Annotated in this window: 15 protein-coding genes; 7 read left to right on the top strand and 8 right to left on the bottom strand. The window is 66.4% G+C overall.

The window, feature by feature from the left end; all coding sequences use genetic code 11:
• Positions 1-10 precede the first annotated feature (10 nt).
• The 7 genes from ARTSIC4J27_RS20365 to ARTSIC4J27_RS20335 are packed head-to-tail and all read right to left on the bottom strand — an operon-like array spanning position 11 to position 7,272.
• Positions 11-1,138, bottom strand: a complete 1,128-nt coding sequence (locus ARTSIC4J27_RS20365) for a Gfo/Idh/MocA family protein (protein WP_050057035.1) — start codon at positions 1,136-1,138, stop codon at positions 11-13.
• The gene (locus ARTSIC4J27_RS20360) at positions 1,123-1,821 is read right to left on the bottom strand and encodes a ThuA domain-containing protein (protein ID WP_050057034.1); all 699 of its coding nucleotides are present in this window, start codon (positions 1,819-1,821) and stop codon (positions 1,123-1,125) included. Before ARTSIC4J27_RS20360 ends, ARTSIC4J27_RS20365 begins: the two co-directional genes overlap by 16 nt.
• Before the next feature lie 52 nt (positions 1,822-1,873).
• Complete coding sequence (locus ARTSIC4J27_RS20355) at positions 1,874-2,878, bottom strand: sugar phosphate isomerase/epimerase family protein (RefSeq protein WP_050057033.1); 1,005 nt, start codon at positions 2,876-2,878, stop codon at positions 1,874-1,876.
• Positions 2,879-2,883: 5 nt separating this feature from the next.
• Positions 2,884-4,092 carry a Gfo/Idh/MocA family protein gene (locus ARTSIC4J27_RS20350; RefSeq protein ID WP_050057032.1) on the bottom strand — a complete coding sequence of 403 codons (1,209 nt, stop codon included), beginning with the start codon at positions 4,090-4,092 and terminating at the stop codon, positions 2,884-2,886.
• A 12-nt stretch (positions 4,093-4,104) separates the two neighbouring features.
• Positions 4,105-5,010 (bottom strand): carbohydrate ABC transporter permease, encoded by a 906-nt coding sequence (locus tag ARTSIC4J27_RS20345; RefSeq protein ID WP_050057031.1) that lies wholly within the window; start codon positions 5,008-5,010, stop codon positions 4,105-4,107.
• Position 5,011: 1 nt separating this feature from the next.
• Entirely contained in the window at positions 5,012-5,947 is a 936-nt protein-coding gene (locus ARTSIC4J27_RS20340; protein WP_050057030.1) for a carbohydrate ABC transporter permease, read from the bottom strand.
• On the bottom strand, positions 5,944-7,272 hold the full coding sequence (locus ARTSIC4J27_RS20335; RefSeq protein ID WP_050057029.1) for an extracellular solute-binding protein: 1,329 nt from the start codon (positions 7,270-7,272) through the stop codon (positions 5,944-5,946). Before ARTSIC4J27_RS20335 ends, ARTSIC4J27_RS20340 begins: the two co-directional genes overlap by 4 nt.
• A 236-nt stretch (positions 7,273-7,508) precedes the next feature.
• On the opposite strand from ARTSIC4J27_RS20335, the gene ARTSIC4J27_RS20330 reads away from it, so the two are divergent.
• The 3 genes from ARTSIC4J27_RS20330 (at position 7,509) to ARTSIC4J27_RS20320 (ending at position 10,182) form a co-directional block, all read left to right on the top strand.
• Positions 7,509-8,564, top strand: coding sequence for a LacI family DNA-binding transcriptional regulator (locus ARTSIC4J27_RS20330; protein ID WP_050057028.1), 1,056 nt, complete (start codon positions 7,509-7,511; stop codon positions 8,562-8,564).
• A gap of 111 nt (positions 8,565-8,675) precedes the next feature.
• Complete coding sequence (locus ARTSIC4J27_RS20325) at positions 8,676-9,587, top strand: aldose-1-epimerase (RefSeq protein ID WP_050057027.1); 912 nt, start codon at positions 8,676-8,678, stop codon at positions 9,585-9,587.
• Positions 9,588-9,768: 181 nt separating this feature from the next.
• A complete protein-coding gene (locus ARTSIC4J27_RS20320) occupies positions 9,769-10,182 on the top strand; it encodes a CBU_0592 family membrane protein (RefSeq protein WP_050057026.1) in 414 nt (137 codons plus the stop codon).
• Here the strand turns inward: ARTSIC4J27_RS20320 and ARTSIC4J27_RS20315 are convergent.
• A complete protein-coding gene (locus ARTSIC4J27_RS20315; protein ID WP_050057025.1) occupies positions 10,157-11,443 on the bottom strand; it encodes a glycoside hydrolase family 1 protein in 1,287 nt (428 codons plus the stop codon). The two genes, ARTSIC4J27_RS20320 and ARTSIC4J27_RS20315, sit on opposite strands and share 26 nt — an antisense overlap.
• A gap of 221 nt (positions 11,444-11,664) precedes the next feature.
• On the opposite strand from ARTSIC4J27_RS20315, the gene ARTSIC4J27_RS20310 reads away from it, so the two are divergent.
• The 4 genes from ARTSIC4J27_RS20310 to ARTSIC4J27_RS20295 all read left to right on the top strand — a co-directional run bounded on the left by ARTSIC4J27_RS20310 (position 11,665) and on the right by ARTSIC4J27_RS20295 (position 17,345).
• Positions 11,665-13,221 carry an ABC transporter substrate-binding protein gene (locus ARTSIC4J27_RS20310; protein ID WP_050057024.1) on the top strand — a complete coding sequence of 519 codons (1,557 nt, stop codon included), beginning with the start codon at positions 11,665-11,667 and terminating at the stop codon, positions 13,219-13,221.
• Between the two features lie 67 nt (positions 13,222-13,288).
• A complete protein-coding gene (locus tag ARTSIC4J27_RS20305) occupies positions 13,289-14,242 on the top strand; it encodes an ABC transporter permease (protein ID WP_050057023.1) in 954 nt (317 codons plus the stop codon).
• On the top strand, positions 14,239-16,341 hold the full coding sequence (locus tag ARTSIC4J27_RS20300) for a dipeptide/oligopeptide/nickel ABC transporter permease/ATP-binding protein (protein WP_050057022.1): 2,103 nt from the start codon (positions 14,239-14,241) through the stop codon (positions 16,339-16,341). The genes ARTSIC4J27_RS20305 and ARTSIC4J27_RS20300 overlap by 4 nt, the downstream gene beginning before the upstream one ends.
• A complete protein-coding gene (locus tag ARTSIC4J27_RS20295; RefSeq protein ID WP_050057021.1) occupies positions 16,338-17,345 on the top strand; it encodes an oligopeptide/dipeptide ABC transporter ATP-binding protein in 1,008 nt (335 codons plus the stop codon). Before ARTSIC4J27_RS20300 ends, ARTSIC4J27_RS20295 begins: the two co-directional genes overlap by 4 nt.
• The last annotated feature ends 15 nt before the right edge of the window (positions 17,346-17,360 follow it).

Below are 17,360 nucleotides of genomic sequence, written 5' to 3'. Positions count from 1 at the left end.
GGCGCCTTGGCTAGGAGGCGGCTTCCTGGGCCTGGAGTTCACGCACCTCCCCGGTGAGAACGGTCAGCTCGACGCCGGCGGGCCGCTCCGCAGTGCTGCTGATGCGTACCGCTGAGCCTGTGTGGGCTGATTCGAGCACGGACTCCATGACCTCAAGGACATGGAAGGCCAGGGTGCCGCCCGCGCGGGGCTCGGCGCCTTCCGGGGTGGCGGCGAGGTCGGCGATGCCGAAGCCGCGCCCCGAGTCAACGTAGCCGGCGGACACGGGGAGGGTCTCCCACGCATCGGCGCCCAGGGAGAACAGCTGGACCTCACCGTCAAAGTGGTTGGGGTCCGGCACCACCAGGGAGCCGTGTTCGCCGTGGATCTCGATGTTCGGCGACTTGGACTTCACGGCGTCGAAGCTCATGAACAGGGTGGAGAGCGCGCCGGAGGCGTGGGTCAGCACGCCGGTGACGTGGGAGTCGATGGCAACGGGGACCTTTTCGCCCTGCCGGGGGCCCGAGCCGATGGTCCGTTCGTTGCGGGTGTGGCTCGCGGCGCCCGTCACCGAGACCACCGGGCCCAGCAGGGTCACCAGCGCCGTGACGTAGTAGGGGCCCATGTCCAGGAGCGGGCCGCCGCCGGGCTGGTAGTAGAAGTCCGGGTTCGGGTGCCAGCGCTCGTGGCCTGGGGTCACCATGGTGGCGGAGGCGGAGATGGGCGCGCCGATCAGCCCGTCATCGATCGCCTTGCGGGCGGTCTGGATGCCGGTGCCCAGTACCGTATCCGGCGCGCAGCCGACGGCGACGCCGGCCTCCCGCGCTGCCTCCAGCACTGTACGTGCCTCCTCAGTTGTGGCGGCGAGGGGCTTCTCGCCGTACACGCTTTTGCCCGCTGCGATGGCCTTCAGTGCCACCTCGGCGTGCGCGGCCGGGATGGTGAGGTTCAGGACCAGCTCGACGTCGTCCGCGGCGAGGAGTTCGTCCACGGAAACGGCGCGGACGCCCTCGTACTGCTCCGCCACTGCCCTGGCGCGTGCGGGATCCAGGTCCGCTACCGCTACGAGTTCGAGGTCCTGGAGCTTGCGGAAGTTGGTGAGGTACTGCGCGATGATGGCGCCGCAGCCAACGATTCCTACTTTCAACGGCTTGCCCACAGCAGGCCCCTTTCGATGATGGTGCGGACGTTGGTGTCCTGGAGGATTTCGACCCGGTGGCCGGGGGTGGCGACGAAGATGCGGCCCTTGCCCCATTGTCGGGTCCAGATGGCGGGGGAGGTGACTTCGCGGTTCCAGGGGTCCCATTCCCGGACCTTCTGGGTGGTGGTGGCGAGGACGTCAATGTAGTCGTCGGAGAGGACCCAGTACTGTTCGGTGACCAGGTCAAAGTCGTTGATGCCCTGGGTGATGGGGTGTTCCGCGGCTGCGGGCAGCATGTTCACCGTGTAGGGAACGTAGTTGTCCGACTGCTCGCCGATGCACTCGTCCGGGTGCTTGCCCGGGTGGCAGGCGAACTGGCCGCCGATCAGGTGCAGGTAGTCGGAGTTGTTGCGGTAGGAATCGGCGATCCCGCCGTGCCAGCCGGCCAGGCCGGTGCCGTTTTCCACCGCTGTGCGCAGCCCGGCAAACTCGTCCTTTTCGATGGTGGTCATGGTCATGCACTGCATGATGAGGTCCACGCCGGCCATGTATTCGGCGTCCGCGTAAACCTTGGGCGATTCCTCCACCCGGACGTCGTAGCCGTTGTCCTTGAGGTAGGGGATAAAAAGTTCGGTGGCCTCGTACGGCTGGTGGCCGTCCCAGCCGCCGCGGACCACCAGGGCATTTTTGGGTTCTGTCATTGGGTTTCCTTTGGTTGGCTGCCGGCTTTTGTCAGGCCGGCGGCAGGTCGGGTCAGCGGCTGGAGAAGGCGGCGTCGAAGGCGGCTGCGGGCGGGGCGATCCGGGCGAGGTCCTGGACGATGGCCAGTGCCTGCGGTGCGCCGACGAGGCGGTCCATGCCGGCATCCTCCCATTCGATGCTGGTGGGGCCGTCATAGCCGATCGCGTTCAGGGTCCGGAAAATGCGGTTCCACTGCACATCGCCGTGGCCCGCGCTGACGAAATCCCAGCCGCGGCGGGGATCCGCCCAGGCGAGGTGCGAGCCCAGCCGGCCGTTGCGGCCGTCTAGCTGGCGGACGGATTCCTTCACGTGGACATGCAGGATGTGTTCGGCGAAGTCCTGCAGGAACATCACCGGGTCCAGGTCCTGCCAGATGAAGTGGGACGGGTCGAAGTTCAGGCCGAAGCTGCTGCGGTGCCCGATGGCTTCCAGGGTGCGTTTGGTGGTCCAGTAGTCGTAGGCGATTTCGGAGGGGTGGACCTCCAGTGCGAACCGGACACCCTCTTCCTCGAAGACGTCCAGGATGGGGTTCCAGCGGTCCGCGAAGTCCCGGTAGCCGGCGTCGATCATTGACTCCGGGGCGGGCGGGAACATGGCCACCGCCTTCCAGATGGAGGACCCGGTGAACCCTGTGACGGTTTTGACCCCGAGGCGGGCCGCGGCCCGTGCGGTGTCCTTCATCGACTCGGCGGCCCGCCGGCGGACTCCCTCCGGATCGCCGTTTCCCCAGATTTCCGCGGACAGGATGCCCTGGTGGCGTTCATCGATGGGATCGTCGCAGACGGCCTGGCCGGTGAGGTGGTTGGCGATGGCGAAGACCTGGAGGTTGTTCTTTTCCAGGATGTCCAGCCGGCCCTGGAGGTAGTAGTCGTCCTCCGCGGCCCGGCGCGGGTCCAGGTGGTCTCCCCAGCAGGCGATCTCCAGCCCGTCAAAGCCCCACTCACCGGCGAGCCGGGCCACCTCCTCGAACGGCAGATCGGCCCACTGGCCGGTGAAAAGAGTGATTGGTCGTGTCATCGTTTCTAGACTTTCTGCCACTGGCTGGAATTGGCGGCGCTGGACTCCACGGCTGCCAGGACGCGCTGGACCTGCAGGGCGTCGGCGAAAGAGGGTTCCGGCTGGCGGCCTTCGCCGATGGCCGTGACCAGGTCCACCACCTGGTGGGTGAAGCCGTGTTCGTACCCCAGCCCGTGGCCGGTGGGCCACCAGTTGCCGACGTACGGGTGCTCGGGTTCGGTGACGAAGATCCTGCGGAAGCCTGCGTCGGGGGATTCGGCTGCGTCGTAGAAGGACAGGACGTTCATGTCCTCGAAGTCGAAGGCCAGGGACCCCTTGCTTCCGTTCACCTCCAGGCGCATGGCGTTCTTCCGGCCCAGCGCGTAGCGGGTGGCTTCGAAGACGCCCACCGCCCCTGCGGCGCCGGCTCCGCCGTCGAACTTTGTGTCTTCAAGGCGGGCGCTGAAGATGGCCGCATCATCCACGGTGACGCTGCCGCGCGGGGTGTCGCTGCTGAGGTCGCCGTGCCCGCCCAGGCCCACGAGGTCCCCGGCGAGCGGCCGCTCCGGCACGAACGTTTCGAGCAGTGCCGAGACGCCGGTGATGTTCAGCCCCGTGACCCATTGGGCGGCGTCGATGCTGTGCGCTCCGATGTCGCCCAGGGAGCCGGACCCGGACTTGCTCTTGTCCAGCCGCCAGGTCATGGGGGCATTCCCGTCCGAGAGCCAGTCCTGCAGGTACTGCGCCCGGACATGCCGGATCTCGCCGAGCCTGCCCTGTTCCACGAACCGTTTGGCCAGTGCCAGGGCGGGGGTGCGCCGGTAGCTGAAGCCGCACATCGAGGCGACGCCGTGCTTGGCGGCGGTTTCCGCGGCCACGGCCATCTTCTCTGCCTCCGCCACGGAATTGGCCAGCGGCTTTTCGCACAGCACGTGCTTGCCGGCCTCCAGGGCGGCAATGGCAATTTCGGCGTGGGTATCGCCCGGCGTGCAGATATCGATCAGGTCGATGTCGTCCCGTTCGATCAGGCGCCGCCAGTCTGTCTCCACCGACTCCCAGCCGAGCTTGTCCGCAGCGGCCCGGACGCCGTCGGCATTCCTTCCGGCCACTGCCGTGAGCCGGGGCTGCAGCGGCAGGTCAAAGAACCTAGGTGCGGTGCGCCAGGCGTGGGAGTGGGCCGCGCCCATAAAGGCATAGCCCACCATGCCCACGCGCAGGGGTTCGGATCCGGTCATGGAAGTTCCTTTCTACTTGCTGAAGCCGGCGGTGAGGCCGGCCAGCAGCTGGCGGCGGCCCACGATGTAGAGCACCAGGATCGGCAACGTGCTCAGTACCACCGAGGCGAGTACGGCGGGGATGTTGACGCTGAACTCTCCCTGGAAGGTCCACAGGCCCAGGGGAAGGACGCGCAGGCCGGGGCTCTGGGTGAGGACCAGGGGGAGCAGGAAGCCGTTCCACACGTGCAGTCCGTTGTAGATGGCCACGGTGACGATCGCGGGGCGGGTCAGGGGCAGGGCAAGCCGCCACATGGTCTGCCAGTCGCTGCAGCCGTCCAGCCGCATGGATTCGAACAGTTCGTTCGGTACGTCGCGGATGAAGTTGGACAGGATCAGCACCGTCAGCGGGATGGCGAAGGCAATGGACGGAAGCATCAGCGCGAGCAGGCTGTCGTAGAGATTGAGCCGGATGATCATCAGGTAGATCGGGATGATCGTTGCTTGAAGCGGGATGGCCAGGCCCATCAGGAACATGCCGTTGACCAGCTTGAGGAACCTGCCGCTGCCCCGGACGATGGCGAACGAGGCCATAAAGGAAATCAGCACGGCGGGAACCACGGAACCCAGCGTGACGATGGCGCTGTTCATGAAGTAGGTGGCGAAATCCGCCTCAAGAACCATCTGGTAGTTTTCCAGCGTGGGTGAGGCAGGAAGCGCCAGCGGGTTCTGGCCGAAGTAGCCTTCCTGGGTCTTCAGGCTGGTGATCACCACGTAGTAGACCGGAAGAATGATGATGGCCAGCCAGATCCACCCGCCCAGGCCACCCGGAATGTTGAGCCGGCCCAGCCGGGAACCGAGGCTCCGCTGGCGGGCTGCGGCTCCGGCGGGGGAGCCGGCTGCTGCCTCCTGCGGGCTGCGTTTCAGTACGATGCTCACCCTACAGACCTTCCAATTGGCTGCCCTGCTTGTCCTTGCCTCCGAGGCGCTGGAGGAACAAGGCAAGGCCGAGGCCGATGACTACGAGAATGACGGCGATAACGCTAGCCGGGCCCATCAGGTTGGCCCGGAAGCCCCGCAGGTACATGTCCAGGGCCAGGATCCGGGTGGAGTTTCCCGGCCCGCCGCCGGTGAGGACGAAGATCAGGTCGAAGTACGTCAGGGAGCCCACCACCATGAGGGTGGAGGAGGTGATGATGGTGTACTTCAACTGGGGCAGGGTGATGTGGAAGAACTGCTTGATGGTTCCCGCCCCGTCGATCTGGGCTGCTTCGTACAGCGATTTGGGGATCTGCCGCACGCCGCCCTGGTAGATGAGCGTGTGGAACGGCACGAACTGCCAGGCGATCACGAAGATCACCAGGCCCAGGGCAAGGTGCGGGACCCCCAGCCAGTCCTGGGCCAGGAATGGCAGGCCCAGCCCGGTGGCCAGGCCGAAGTTGGGATCCAGCAGTGCCTTGAAGGCGATCGCCACTGCAGCTGATGAGAGCAGCAGCGGCAGGAAGTACAACACTGCCAGGGCGGCCCTGTACCGCTGGCTGCCTGCCGTGAACACCCCCAGGAGGAGGCTGATCGGCGTCTGGACCAGCCACGAGACGATCATGATCAGGAAGGTCAGTCCCAGCGCGTTGTACAGGCCCGGGTCCGCCAGCACGGAGAACCAGTTGCCCATGCCGGCGGCCCCGATGGCGCCGATGCCGTCCCAGTTGGTGAAACTGAGGATGAGCACCCCCACCAGCGGCACTACGGCGAAGACGAGGAAGAAGAACAACGCGGGCACTGTCAGCCACGCGAGGGCGGCCTTGCGCTTGTCGGTTGGTGCCGCGCCGGTTCCGGCGGTGAGTGCCCGGGGCGCGGTGGAGACGGCGTTACTCATTTTCCGAGGGTGGCGTTCATGTTCTCGGCGAACTGCTGCGGCGTGATCGACTTCAGGAACAACTGGTCGATGTTGTTCAGCAGGGCCTCGGCTGCGGTGGGGCTCAGAGCCTGGTCCCAGGACTGCTGGAAGCTCGGGGCGTTCTTGGCCATACCGTAGACGAAGTTCAGGAAGTCCTTGTCCGGGGACGTGTTGAGCTTGTCCTCGATGCCGTTAACGATCGGAACGGATCCTGAATTGATATAGGTGTCGATGACCGTCTCGGTCAGGATGCCGTCCTTGAAGAACTTCTTGGCCGACTCCTTTTCCTTGTCGCTGGCCTTCGAGGAGATCGACATGTACTGGGCGGGGTTTCCGACGCCGTTCTTGGGGTCGCCCTTGCCGCCGGCCACGGTGGGGAACTGGACGAAGCCCAGGTTTCCGTCCTGGACGAAGTTCTGGCCGCCCTTCTTCATGGCGCCGTAGGTCCAGGAACCGTGCAGCATCATGGCTGCCTTGCCCGTGAACAGCAGTGCCTGGTCCGCGTTGGAGTCTGCGGTGATGGAAGAGAAGCCCTTGATGAACCCCTCGGCCGAGACGAGTTCCTGGATCTTGGTGCCGGTTTCGATCACGGCAGGATCCAGCCAGGCATTGGGTTTGCCTTCGAAGATGGCAGTGAAGACGACGGGGCCGCCGATGCGGTCCAGCAGGTATTCGAGCCACATCATGGAAGTCCAGCGGGACTGTCCACCCAGGGAGAAGGGTGCCACACCCATGTCGTTGAAGGTCTTGACCAGCGACATGATGTCGTCCCAGGTCTTGGGCGGCTGGACGCCGGCCTTCTCGAACAGTTCCTTGTTGTAGAAGAGCACGATCGGGGCGACGTACTGGTTGGGCAGGGCATAGATCTTCCCGTTCACGGTGGCCGCACCGAAGGAGGCGGGAAAGAACTTCTCCTTCAGGTCCGGGTTCTCGTCAAACCAGCCGGTCAGGTCATCCACCTGGTTGGCTTCGGCGTAGGTCTTGAGGGTGCCGCCGCCCCAGCCGTAGATGATGGTGGGGGCCTGGCCGGCGCCGATGGCGGTCTTGATCTTGGTTTTATAGGCGTCGTTCTGGAAGTAAGTCACGGCGATCTTGTTGTCCGCGTTCGCTGAATTGAAGGCGTCCACGGCCTTCTGCATGGTGGTCTCGTTCGGCTCTCCGGACAGGTACCACATGCTGGCGCCCCCGCCGGCGCTGGAGGTTCCCGGTCCGGATGTCCCGCACGCGGTGGTCGCCGCAACGGCGAACGGGGTGAGGGCAGCAAGGGCGAGGAAAGAGCGGCGGGACGTCTGGGGCTGCTTCATTGCTTCTCCATCTGAGTTTGCTTCTTTGCAAGTGAAGTTGGAGCTTCTAGCTCCGACTCGCTGTTCGAAACATTTCGAACACGTGATTTAGGTCACGGTCTAAACTAAAGCCCATGTTCGGTCTCGTCAAGGGGCAAAGGCGTGGCGGATTGGACTACTTGGGCGGCTCTTGACTATCGGGGTGGCGTTCTTAAGAATGAAGGCTCCGAAACGTTCGAAAGATTGCGAAAAGTCTGATGGCAACGAAAACCTCCCCCCGCCCCAAGCCCACATTGGCCATGGTGGCGCAGCAGGCGGGGGTGTCGGCGCCCACGGTGTCCAAGGTGGTTAACGGCCGCCTGGACGTCTCCCCGGAGACCCGGGCCCGGGTACTGGAGGCACTCGAACAGGCCGGTTACCAGTCCCCGCTCCAGCGGCGATCCGCCGCCGAGACGGGCACCATCGTGGAGGTAGTCATCGATGTTCTCGACTCCGCCTACATGATCGAGGTCCTCAACGGGATACTGCAGTTCGCCGCAAGCGCCGACGTCGAGATCCTGGTCAGCGTCACAGGTCCGGCACTGTCGAACCTGCGCAGCCCGGAGCGCCGCGCCCAGCGCATGCTGGACGAAGGCCGGGCAGGGATGATCGTGGTGACGTCAGCCTTCAGTGAGGCGCAGTTGCAGGCGTTTCGCCGCCGCAAGATTCCCGTCGTCGTTATTGACCCGCTCAACCCGCCCTCGGCCGATGTGGTCAGCGTGGGAGCGACCAACTGGGCCGGCGGCAAGGCGGCCGCCGAACACCTGCTGGATTTGGGACATGAACGCATCGCCTACATCGGCGGGATCGACAGGGCTGAGTGCAACCAGGCCCGGCTGCACGGCTACATGGCCGCCCTGATGGCCCGCGGCATCACGGTGGACCCCGAATACATCATTTCCGGCGGCAGGTTCCGCAGGGAGAGCGGGGTTACCGGACTTCAAGCCTTGCTGCGCCTGGACCAGCTTCCCACCGCAATTTTTGCCGCAAGCGACACGATCGCCCTTGGTGTTCTTGCCGAAGCCGGCCGGCATGGCATCCGGGTTCCGGAGGACATCAGCCTGATTGGCTTTGACGGGACCAAACAGGGTGAGGAGTCCGTCCCGTCGCTCAGCTCCGTTGCCCAGCCGTTGGAGGAAATGGGACGGGCCGCGTTACGGTCACTCCTGCGCCAGGCGCGGGGGGAGACCCTCGATTCCCACCGTGTGGAACTTGCCACGCAGCTGATTGTCAGGGGCTCGACGGCGGCTCCGGCAAGCATCGCAAAAGGATGATGCGGGCGCCAATAACCCAGTAGTCTGCGAGGGAACCCGCCCTGTCGTGGGCCAGAATGCTCTACCCACTCCTGCTGGATCCCGCCCCAGCATCTTCCTGGAAGGAACGCCATGTCATCCATCGCCTGCCCCAACGGAGAGCTGACCGTCCTTCGGGCGGGGGACTACGAGGCAACTGTCGCGAGCGTGGGGGCCGGGCTGGTCAGCCTGTCCTTCCGCGGAACGGACCTTGTCCTGCGCTTCCCGGCGGACGAACTGCCCCCGGCCTATGCAGGAAAGACCCTGATGCCCTGGCCGAACCGGGTGGCCGGCGGCGCCTACGGCTTTGGCGGGCAGCGTTTTGAACTGCCGGTGAATGAGGCGGGCACCGGAGGTGCCCTGCACGGACTGGCACTGTGGAACGCCTGGCAGGTGGAGCGGCGGTCGGAGGCCGAGGTGGTGCTGACGCACCTGCTGCACGGCGAACCCGGGTACCCCTTCCAGCTCGCGCTCACGGCCCGTTACGCCCTGGACGCAGAGGCCGGGCTGTCGATAGAACTCGGCGCCAGGAACCAGGGAACCGCCCCCGCCCCTTATGGCTGCGGGTCCCATCCCTACATCACAGTGGGGGGCGAGGACATCTCCACGTGTGAGCTGACCTTCCGCGCGGGGAAGGTGCTGATGACGGATGAAAAACTCCAACCCACCGAGCTCCGGGACATCACGGGCACGGAGTTCGATTTTTCCCGGGCCCGCGAAGTGGCTGGGCAGCAACTCGACCACGCCTTCACCGCCCTCCCCGAGGGCACATGGGACGTCAAGCTCCGGCACCCTGCCCTGCAGCTTTCGGCGGTGGTGGAATCAACGGGGACGGATGCACCCTGGCTGCAGCTCTATTCCGGCGAGCTGCGGGGCCGGAGAGGGCTGGCTGTTGAGCCCATGACCTGCCCGCCCGATGCCTTCAATTCCGGCCAGGACCTGGTTGTCCTGGCGCCGGGACAGGCACACTCGCTGGCCTGCCGGATCCACGCTGTGGAGGGCTGAACGCGGCAGTCGCAGGGGTGGAATTAGCAACCCCCGGCGCAGAGTATGATTATCCCGCCGACCCACAAACGAGGTCCTCGCCCATCCGGGCTCGAGTCAACGGTTTGTCCGGCACCACCACCTCCAAAGCCCTCGTTACCCCTGCCCGGCTACTGCCGGCAGACACCCCTGAAAGGACACCATGGAACTGCTGTGGGAAATCGCCGGCTGGGCCGGCGCGGTTGCGATCCTCACTGCCTACCTCGCCGTTTCCATGGGCTGGCTGAAGGCCGGCAAAGGCTTCCAGACCGCAAACCTGTTCGGGGCCGTCGCCTTTATCATCAACGGCACCGTCCACGAGGCGTGGCCTTCCGTGGTGACCAACGTGGCCTGGTTCCTGATCTCCGCCGTCGCCCTTTTCCGCATGCGCTCAGCGGCTCCCCAGCCGGTGGTGCCGGCTGAGGAGCCGCAGGTCCAATTCCCCGGCGTCCCGGACACCACCGGCCAGCTTGCCGTGGTGGAGGTCCTCACCGGTTCTGTTCACGGTGAGGCAGAGGTGCACCGCGTGCCCACGGAATGCACGACGGCGGTCAGGCCGGCTGGGGTGCCCTGCTGACCTCGGCGTCGTCTGCCTGAGCGGTGCGCACCTGCGCCTGCCGGCCCAGCCAGTGTGCGCTCTCCTTGGGCGTCCGTTCCTGGGTCTCCCGGTCCACGGCGATGAGGCCGAACTTCGGCCCGTAGCCGAACACCCACTCAAAATTGTCGAAGGCCGTCCAGGCGATGTAGCCGCGGACGTCGATGCCATCCTCAAGGCAGGACGCCACGCACTCCACGGCAGCCTTCAGGTAGTCCACCCGCTGGGTGTCGTCCTCGGTGGCCAGGCCGTTTTCGGTGACCATCACCGGAATGCCGGCAATCCGGTGGGCTTCCCGAATGGTGGCTTCGAGTGCCTGCGGGTAGATCTCCTCGCCCATCTGGTTTGTGGGCACGCCCTCCGGTGCCGGCGCGTGCCCGTCCGGGCCGTAGACGGTGCGGCCGTAGGTCTGGATCCCCACAAAGTCGTCCCCGCGTGATGCTTCGAGGAAGCGCTCGTTCACGCCGCGGCGGACCTTTTCGGCCAACTCCTCGCCGCCCTCGATGGACTGGATGTCCGAGTTGGCGAGCGTCCAGCCCACCAGGAGGTCCGGCCGGTGCGCCTTGATGGCCGCAGTGCCCGCCCGGTGCGCTGCCAGTTTCACCTCGAACCCTGCCTCCGTGGAGCAGAACTGGAACGGGGCAACGGTGCTGGCATCCACGCCAAGGCGTTCGGCTGCCGCGGCCCATACCGGTACTGAGCCGCGGTTTTCCGGGGCCACGCCGCCGATGCCGAAGGACTCCAGCAGCCACGGCAGGTTGGGTTCGTTCAAGGTGCAGGCGACACCGATCAGGTCGCCCAGGTGCGCCATCACCCGGTCGCAGTAACGGGCAAAGAGCTCAGCGGTGCGCGGGCCTTCCCAGCCGCCCAGGGCCAGGAGCCAGCGCGGGGACGTGAAGTGGTGGAACGTGACCACGGGGGTGAGGCTGTGCTCGTGGCAGGCCTCCAGCATGCGGCGGTAATGGTCCAGCTCGGCCTGCGAGAAGAGTCCTTCCTCCGGCTCAATGCGGGCCCACTCGATGGAAAAGCGGTAGCTGGTGAACCCGAGGTCCGCGAGCAGGGCGATGTCCTCGCGGTAGCGGTGGTAGTGGTCCACGGCATCCCCGGACGGCTCGGAGAACATGCTGCCCGGCAGGTGCTCAAGGAACCAGGTGTCGCTGTTGACGTTGCTCCCCTCCACCTGGTGCCCGGCGCTGGCGACGCCCCAGAGGAAGTCCTGGGGGAATGGTGTTGTGGCGGTCATGTAGTTCCTTTCGGTTCAGCGCCGGACTGCAGCGCACGGGGCTTTACTGCCCTGGCTTTCCATCCTGACCGGCCGCGTGACCGGGGCCACAATACTTTTTCAATCAATGACATTCTCATGTGAGCGCCTGCAGCCACCGACTGATGCTTGGAAGGAGCCGGCCAGCAGCCAGCCCCAAGACATTCCCTCCGTTGTCACATCAGAATGCAAAGGCGCACTACATGAAACTCCTGAACTCCACTGCCCGTGCGAGCTCCGCCGTTCTGGCCGGAGCGCTCCTGCTGGGATCGCTGACCGCCTGCGGCGGCGGCTCCGGCCAGGCCGCGGCCAAGGCAGACACCAGCTCCCTGACGCTCGCCATCGACAGCGACTCCGCCTCGTTCGGCTTCGACCCGTTGAGGGTTTCAGCTGCACAGCGGCAGTTCTTCGAGGGCCTCTACGAGAGCCTGATGACACTTCAGCCGGACGGCTCGGCAGGGCCGGGCCTGGCCAAGGAGTTCAGCTACAACGCGGACAACACCGTCCTCACGCTCACGCTTAAGGAAGACGTCATCTTCACGGACGGCTCCACGCTCGACGCCGAACTGGTTAAGGCCAACCTGGACCGCCGGTCCGATCCCGCGCTCAGCGCCTACTCCGCCGTGGCCAAGGGCGGCGCCCAGGAGATCACGTCCGTGGACGTGGTCAGCCCCACCCAGGTGGCCCTGACCTTCGCCAAGCCGCAGCCCGGGTTCGAAAAGAACCTGGCGTCCACCACCGGCATGATCGTGGGCAAAAACGGCGTCACCGACTCCGCCAGCCTCGCCGCCACCCCCGACGGTTCCGGCCCCTACACCCTGGATCCCTCCACGGTTAAGGGCAACAAGTACGTGCTGGTGAAGAACGAAAAGAGCCCTGAGGCCTCCAAGTACGCCTTCAACAAGGTGATCTTCAGCGTGGTCCAGGACCCCCAGGCCCGCGCCAACGCGCTGGTATCCGGCCAGGCGGACGTGGCCATGCTGACCTCCTCCACCGTTGACTTCGCCAAGTCCAAGGGTGTGGGTGTGTCCCAGATCGGCGGCACCGTCAACACCATGATTTCCTTCGACAAGATCGGCAAGACCGCCCCCGCGTTCGCAGAGGAGAAGGTCCGCCAGGCCATCCAGTACGCCATCAACCGCCAGGCCCTGGTGGACGCACTGCACAAGGGTGACATCCCGGCCTGGAACGCACTGCCCAAGGACTCGGCAGGGTTCAGCAAGGACATCGAAACCACGTTCGCCTACAACCCGGACAAGGCCAAGAGCCTGCTGGCCGAAGCCGGTTACCCGAACGGCTTTGACTTCACCATCATCGCCAGCGCCCAGACCCAGACAGACCTGCAGGCCGTCCAGAAGGACCTCGCCGCCGTCGGCATCACCATGAACGTGAAGATGGCCTCTTCCACTGACGAAGCCTTCGCCGCCGTCGCCACCACACCCCTGGGCTACGCACCGCTGAACTGGGACAACCCCGTAGGCGTGATGTACGGCGCGGTCCTGAACGGTTTCACCAACGTGCAGAAGGCCACCGATGAGCAACTCAGCGCAGCCACCGGCGAGCTCGCCGCCGCGAAGGACGAAGCCGCCGTCAAGGCCGCTGCCACCAAGCTGAACACCCGCCTGGTGGAATCCGGCTGGATGATCCCGCTCTACGAAGCCCTCACCAACCAGGGCTACAACACCAAAAAGGTGGCGCCGGTGGAGTTCGCCGGAACCAACGCCTACCCGCTCCTCTCGTCCTACAAGCCGGCCAGCTGATACCCGCCCCTGCCGGGCGGGCACTCCCCGACCAAGGAGGAGTTCCCGCCCGGCAGGGGCCTGACCGATGGAGGTCACCATGGCACTATTCATCACCAAGCGCCTGCTGATGGCGCTGGCCACCGTGCTGGTGGTCGCGGTACTGGCGTTCCTGCTGGTGCACGCAATGCCCGGCAGCCCGGGCGCCGTGTCCCTCGGCGCGGGCGCCTCCCAGGAGGCCATCGACGAAGTCAACCAGCGCCTCGGCTGGAACGATCCGCTCCTGGTGCAGTTCGTCAGCTGGCTTGGCGCCGCAGTCCAGGGTGACCTCGGCATCTCGCTCATCGACGGACGCTCCGTCAGCGCCGACCTGGCCAGCAGGCTCCCCGTCACAGCATCGCTCGCTGCCGGAGCCACGCTCCTCAGCGCAGTCCTCGGTATCGCCCTGGGTGTCACGGCGGCTGTCCGCGGCGGAACCGTGGACCGGATCATCGGCGGTGTGGCCGGCATGGCCGTAGCCCTTCCGGCGTTCTGGATCGGCATCATCTTCGTCTACCTCCTGGCCGTCCAGTCCTCCGTCTTCCCGGCCACCGGCTATGTCCCGTTCGAGGTCTCACCCCAGGACTGGGCGCTGTCCCTGGCCCTGCCGGTGATCACCCTGGCCGTGGGCGGCGGAGCGTTCATCGCCCGCCAGACCAGGGCCTCCATGCTCGAAGCGCTCCAGCAGGAACACATCCGGACCCTGCGCGCCACGGCCACCCCCACCTGGAAAATCCTCTACATCCACGCCCTGCGCTACGCCAGCCTGCCCATCGTGGCCGGCATCGCGCTGCAGTTCATCCAGCTTTTCGGCGGTTCGGTCATTGCCGAGCAGCTGTTCGCCATGCCGGGCCTGGGCCAGGCCGTCCAGAACTCCGTCAGCACCCATGACGCCCCGTCCGTCCAGGGCGTCGTAGTGATCGCCACCGTGGTGGTGGTCGCCGTGAACCTGGTGCTGGAACTCGCCACCAAGTTCCTCGACCCGAAGTTGCGTGCCTCATGATCCCCAACGTTGCCCCCGCACCTGCCGATTCAGCGGAGCCGACGGCGGCTGCCGTCCTCCCCAAGGCCCCGCGCCAAAGCGCGGCCAGGAAATTCTCCGGCAGCAAGCTGTTCGCCTCCCCGGCGAGCATCGTCGGTGTCATCTGGCTGGCCGCTCTCGTGCTCGCCTCCCTGACCGCGCCGCTGTGGCTGCCCTACAAGACCGAGGACCAGGACTTCACCGCCGTCCTGTCCGGACCCACCGCCGCGCACTGGCTCGGCACCGACGAACTGGGCCGGGACCTCCTGAGCCGCATCTTCGCTTCGGCGGCCGGCACGCTGGGGACGTCCATGATCACGGTAATTGTCGCCGTCGGGCTCGGAACCGTCCTGGCGATGCTGGCCGCAGCCGCCGGCGAACGCGTGGAGAACGTCATCAGCCGCGTCACCGAAATCATGATGTCCCTGCCCGGCACGGTGATCATCCTGGCCGTCATTGGCGCCGTGGGAACCAACATCCCGCTGATCATGGGCATCCTGGGCGTGCTGATCTCGGCCGGCATTTACCGGGTGATGCTGGGCCAGGCCAAGTCCCTGCAGTCCCAGCTGTACGTGGACGCGGCCAAGGTGGACGGGGTCAGCACAGCCGGCATCAGCCTGCGGCACGTGCTGCCCGGCCTGACCAACACCATTGTGGTGCAGGCAGCCCTGATCTTCGCCGTCGGCATGCTCATCCAGGCCGGTCTCGCGTTTATCGGCTTCGGCCCGCCCATCCCGCAGCCCAGCTGGGGCGGCATGATCCAGGGCGCTTCGCAGCATGTCTACGACGCCCCCTGGCTGATGGTCCCCACCGGCGCGGTGCTGGCTCTGACCGTCCTGGCCGCCAACGCGATCGGCAATGCCCTGGGCAAGGCACCCAACGCCACGGCTTCGCACCTGCCCTCAGCGGCGGTACGGCGCTGTCGGACCATGTCCGTAAAAACAGCCGTCGCGGCGATCGCAGCCGCCGCGCCGGCTTCGCAGGACGCCGCGAAGAACACGCTCAGTGTCCGCAACCTGTCCGTGGGTGTGGACTCTGTGGGTGCCGGCAAGGGAGTCCGCCTGGTCACGGATGTCTCCTTCGACGTTGAACCCGGCACCGTCATTGGCCTGGTGGGTGAATCCGGCTGCGGGAAGACCATGACGGCGCTGTCCCTCCTGGGCCTGCTGCCCTCCGGGGTCTCTGTGACCGGCGGCCAGATTCTCTGGAACGGCAAGAACCTGGCCGCAGCCAGCGAGAAGGACATGGAAGGCATCCGTGGACGGGACATCGCCCTGATCTCGCAGGAACCCATGCGCGCCCTGGATCCCATGTTCACCGTGGGCTACCAGCTCACGGCCACGGTCCGGCGGCTCCGTGGGATGGGCAGGGCCGAGGCGAAGGCCGAAGCCCTGGGCCTGCTGGAAAAGGTGGGTATCGTGGACGCCGCACGGATCCTGAAGACGTACCCGCACCAGATCAGCGGCGGCATGGCCCAGCGCGTGGCCATCGCCCTGGCCCTGGCCGGCCGTCCCCGCCTGCTGGTGGCTGATGAACCCACCACCGCACTGGACGTCACCGTGCAGGCCGAGATCCTCTCGCTGCTGCGGTCCCTGGTAAAGGACACCGGAATGTCAGTAGTAATGGTCACGCACGATCTTGGCGTGGTGGCCGACCTCTGCGACCAGGTGGCCGTGATGTACGCCGGTGAAGTAGTGGAGAACGGCCGGACGGACAGCATCCTGGACAACCCGCGCCACCCGTACACCCTGGCCCTGCTCGCCGCGGATCCCCACGCAAACCACGCAGCGGACATGCCCGAGCGGCTCGCCACCATCAGCGGACAGGTCCCGCAGCCGAAGGACTGGCCCAGCACCTGCCGGTTCGCCGCCCGCTGCCAGTTCGCCGGCTCCGCCTGCATGGTGCCCATCCCGCTGCTTCCCTCCGGAACCGGCGACGGCGTGGTGCGCTGTGTCAAGGCCGATGAACTCGCCGTCGAAGGCCTGGACTGGGTGGCCACGGACGTCCCCGGCCACCACATCCTGAACCTGGTTGAGGCCCCGGCTGCTGCAACCCGAACCGTTGAGAAGGATCCCGCATGAGCACCGCAACCTCGGTCCGCCCCATCCCGCCGCTGCCCGCAGCAGTCCAGCCTCTCCTGGAGGTCAAGGATCTGGTGGTCCGCTACGGGCGGGGCCGCAAGGCAGCCGCCGCGCCAGCCGCAGTGGACCGTGTCAGCTTCAGCATCGCCCGCGGGGAAACCGTGGGACTGGTGGGGGAGTCCGGCTCGGGCAAGTCGACCATCGGCAAGGCAATCCTTGGCCTGCAGAAAGTGTCCGGCGGGTCCATCACCTACCAGGGCAAGGACATCACCTCCGCCGGCGCCTCGCAGCGCAGGGCATTGGGAAGTGAGCTGCGGGCCGTCTTCCAGGACCCCAACTCCTCCCTGAACCCGCGGAACACCGTGGGGTCCTCGCTGGCCGAACCGCTCCGGCTCCGCGGAGTGGGCGCGGCCGAGGCACGGCAGCGCGCCGAGGACATGCTGGAACGCGTCGGCCTGCCCCGCGAGGCAGTGGACCGTTACCCCAGCCAGTTTTCCGGCGGCCAGCGCCAGCGCATTTCCGTGGCCCGCGCCCTGATCTGCGACCCCAAGCTGGTGGTCTGCGACGAGGCCGTCAGCGCCCTGGACCTCTCCACCCAGGCCCAGGTGCTGAACCTCCTGGCCGACCTGCGGGACGAGCGCGGCCTGGGCTATCTGTTCATCGCGCACGACATCGCCGTGGTCCAGTTCCTGGCCCAACGCGTGGTGGTCCTGTACCGCGGGCAGGTGATGGAAAGCGGGCCTGCCGCCGCCGTCACCGGGAACCCCAAGCACCCGTTCACCCAGGCCCTCGTTGCCGCGTCTCCGGTCCCGCGGCCCGCCGAGCAGGCCGCCCGCCGGGAGGCCCGCGAGTCCCTCGGGGTGCGGACCGGAGCGGCCGCGGTGCCCGGGCCTGGCGGCTGCCCCTTCCGGCTCCGCTGCCCGCTGGCCACCGAGCTCTGCGCCGCCGAACGCCCCGCCCTGCGCACGGTGGGTGGCTCCGACGTCGCCTGCCACTACGCCTGAACACCTTTTTCACAA

This window comes from Pseudarthrobacter siccitolerans, assembly GCF_001046895.1.
Taxonomy (GTDB): domain Bacteria; phylum Actinomycetota; class Actinomycetes; order Actinomycetales; family Micrococcaceae; genus Arthrobacter; species Arthrobacter siccitolerans.
This window is presented reverse-complemented; position numbering and strand designations above follow the sequence as displayed.

Coding starts and splice junctions, on each gene's coding strand:
- ARTSIC4J27_RS20330 (WP_050057028.1), top strand. CDS start 7,509: ATGGCAACGAAAACCTCCCCCCGCCCCAAGCCCACATTGGCCATGGTG.
- ARTSIC4J27_RS20310 (WP_050057024.1), top strand. CDS start 11,665: ATGAAACTCCTGAACTCCACTGCCCGTGCGAGCTCCGCCGTTCTGGCC.
- ARTSIC4J27_RS20360 (WP_050057034.1), bottom strand. CDS start 1,821: ATGACAGAACCCAAAAATGCCCTGGTGGTCCGCGGCGGCTGGGACGGC.
- ARTSIC4J27_RS20300 (WP_050057022.1), top strand. CDS start 14,239: ATGATCCCCAACGTTGCCCCCGCACCTGCCGATTCAGCGGAGCCGACG.
- ARTSIC4J27_RS20320 (WP_050057026.1), top strand. CDS start 9,769: ATGGAACTGCTGTGGGAAATCGCCGGCTGGGCCGGCGCGGTTGCGATC.
- ARTSIC4J27_RS20335 (WP_050057029.1), bottom strand. CDS start 7,272: ATGAAGCAGCCCCAGACGTCCCGCCGCTCTTTCCTCGCCCTTGCTGCC.
- ARTSIC4J27_RS20305 (WP_050057023.1), top strand. CDS start 13,289: ATGGAGGTCACCATGGCACTATTCATCACCAAGCGCCTGCTGATGGCG.
- ARTSIC4J27_RS20295 (WP_050057021.1), top strand. CDS start 16,338: ATGAGCACCGCAACCTCGGTCCGCCCCATCCCGCCGCTGCCCGCAGCA.
- ARTSIC4J27_RS20355 (WP_050057033.1), bottom strand. CDS start 2,878: ATGACACGACCAATCACTCTTTTCACCGGCCAGTGGGCCGATCTGCCG.
- ARTSIC4J27_RS20325 (WP_050057027.1), top strand. CDS start 8,676: ATGTCATCCATCGCCTGCCCCAACGGAGAGCTGACCGTCCTTCGGGCG.
- ARTSIC4J27_RS20315 (WP_050057025.1), bottom strand. CDS start 11,443: ATGACCGCCACAACACCATTCCCCCAGGACTTCCTCTGGGGCGTCGCC.
- ARTSIC4J27_RS20340 (WP_050057030.1), bottom strand. CDS start 5,947: ATGAGTAACGCCGTCTCCACCGCGCCCCGGGCACTCACCGCCGGAACC.
- ARTSIC4J27_RS20350 (WP_050057032.1), bottom strand. CDS start 4,092: ATGACCGGATCCGAACCCCTGCGCGTGGGCATGGTGGGCTATGCCTTT.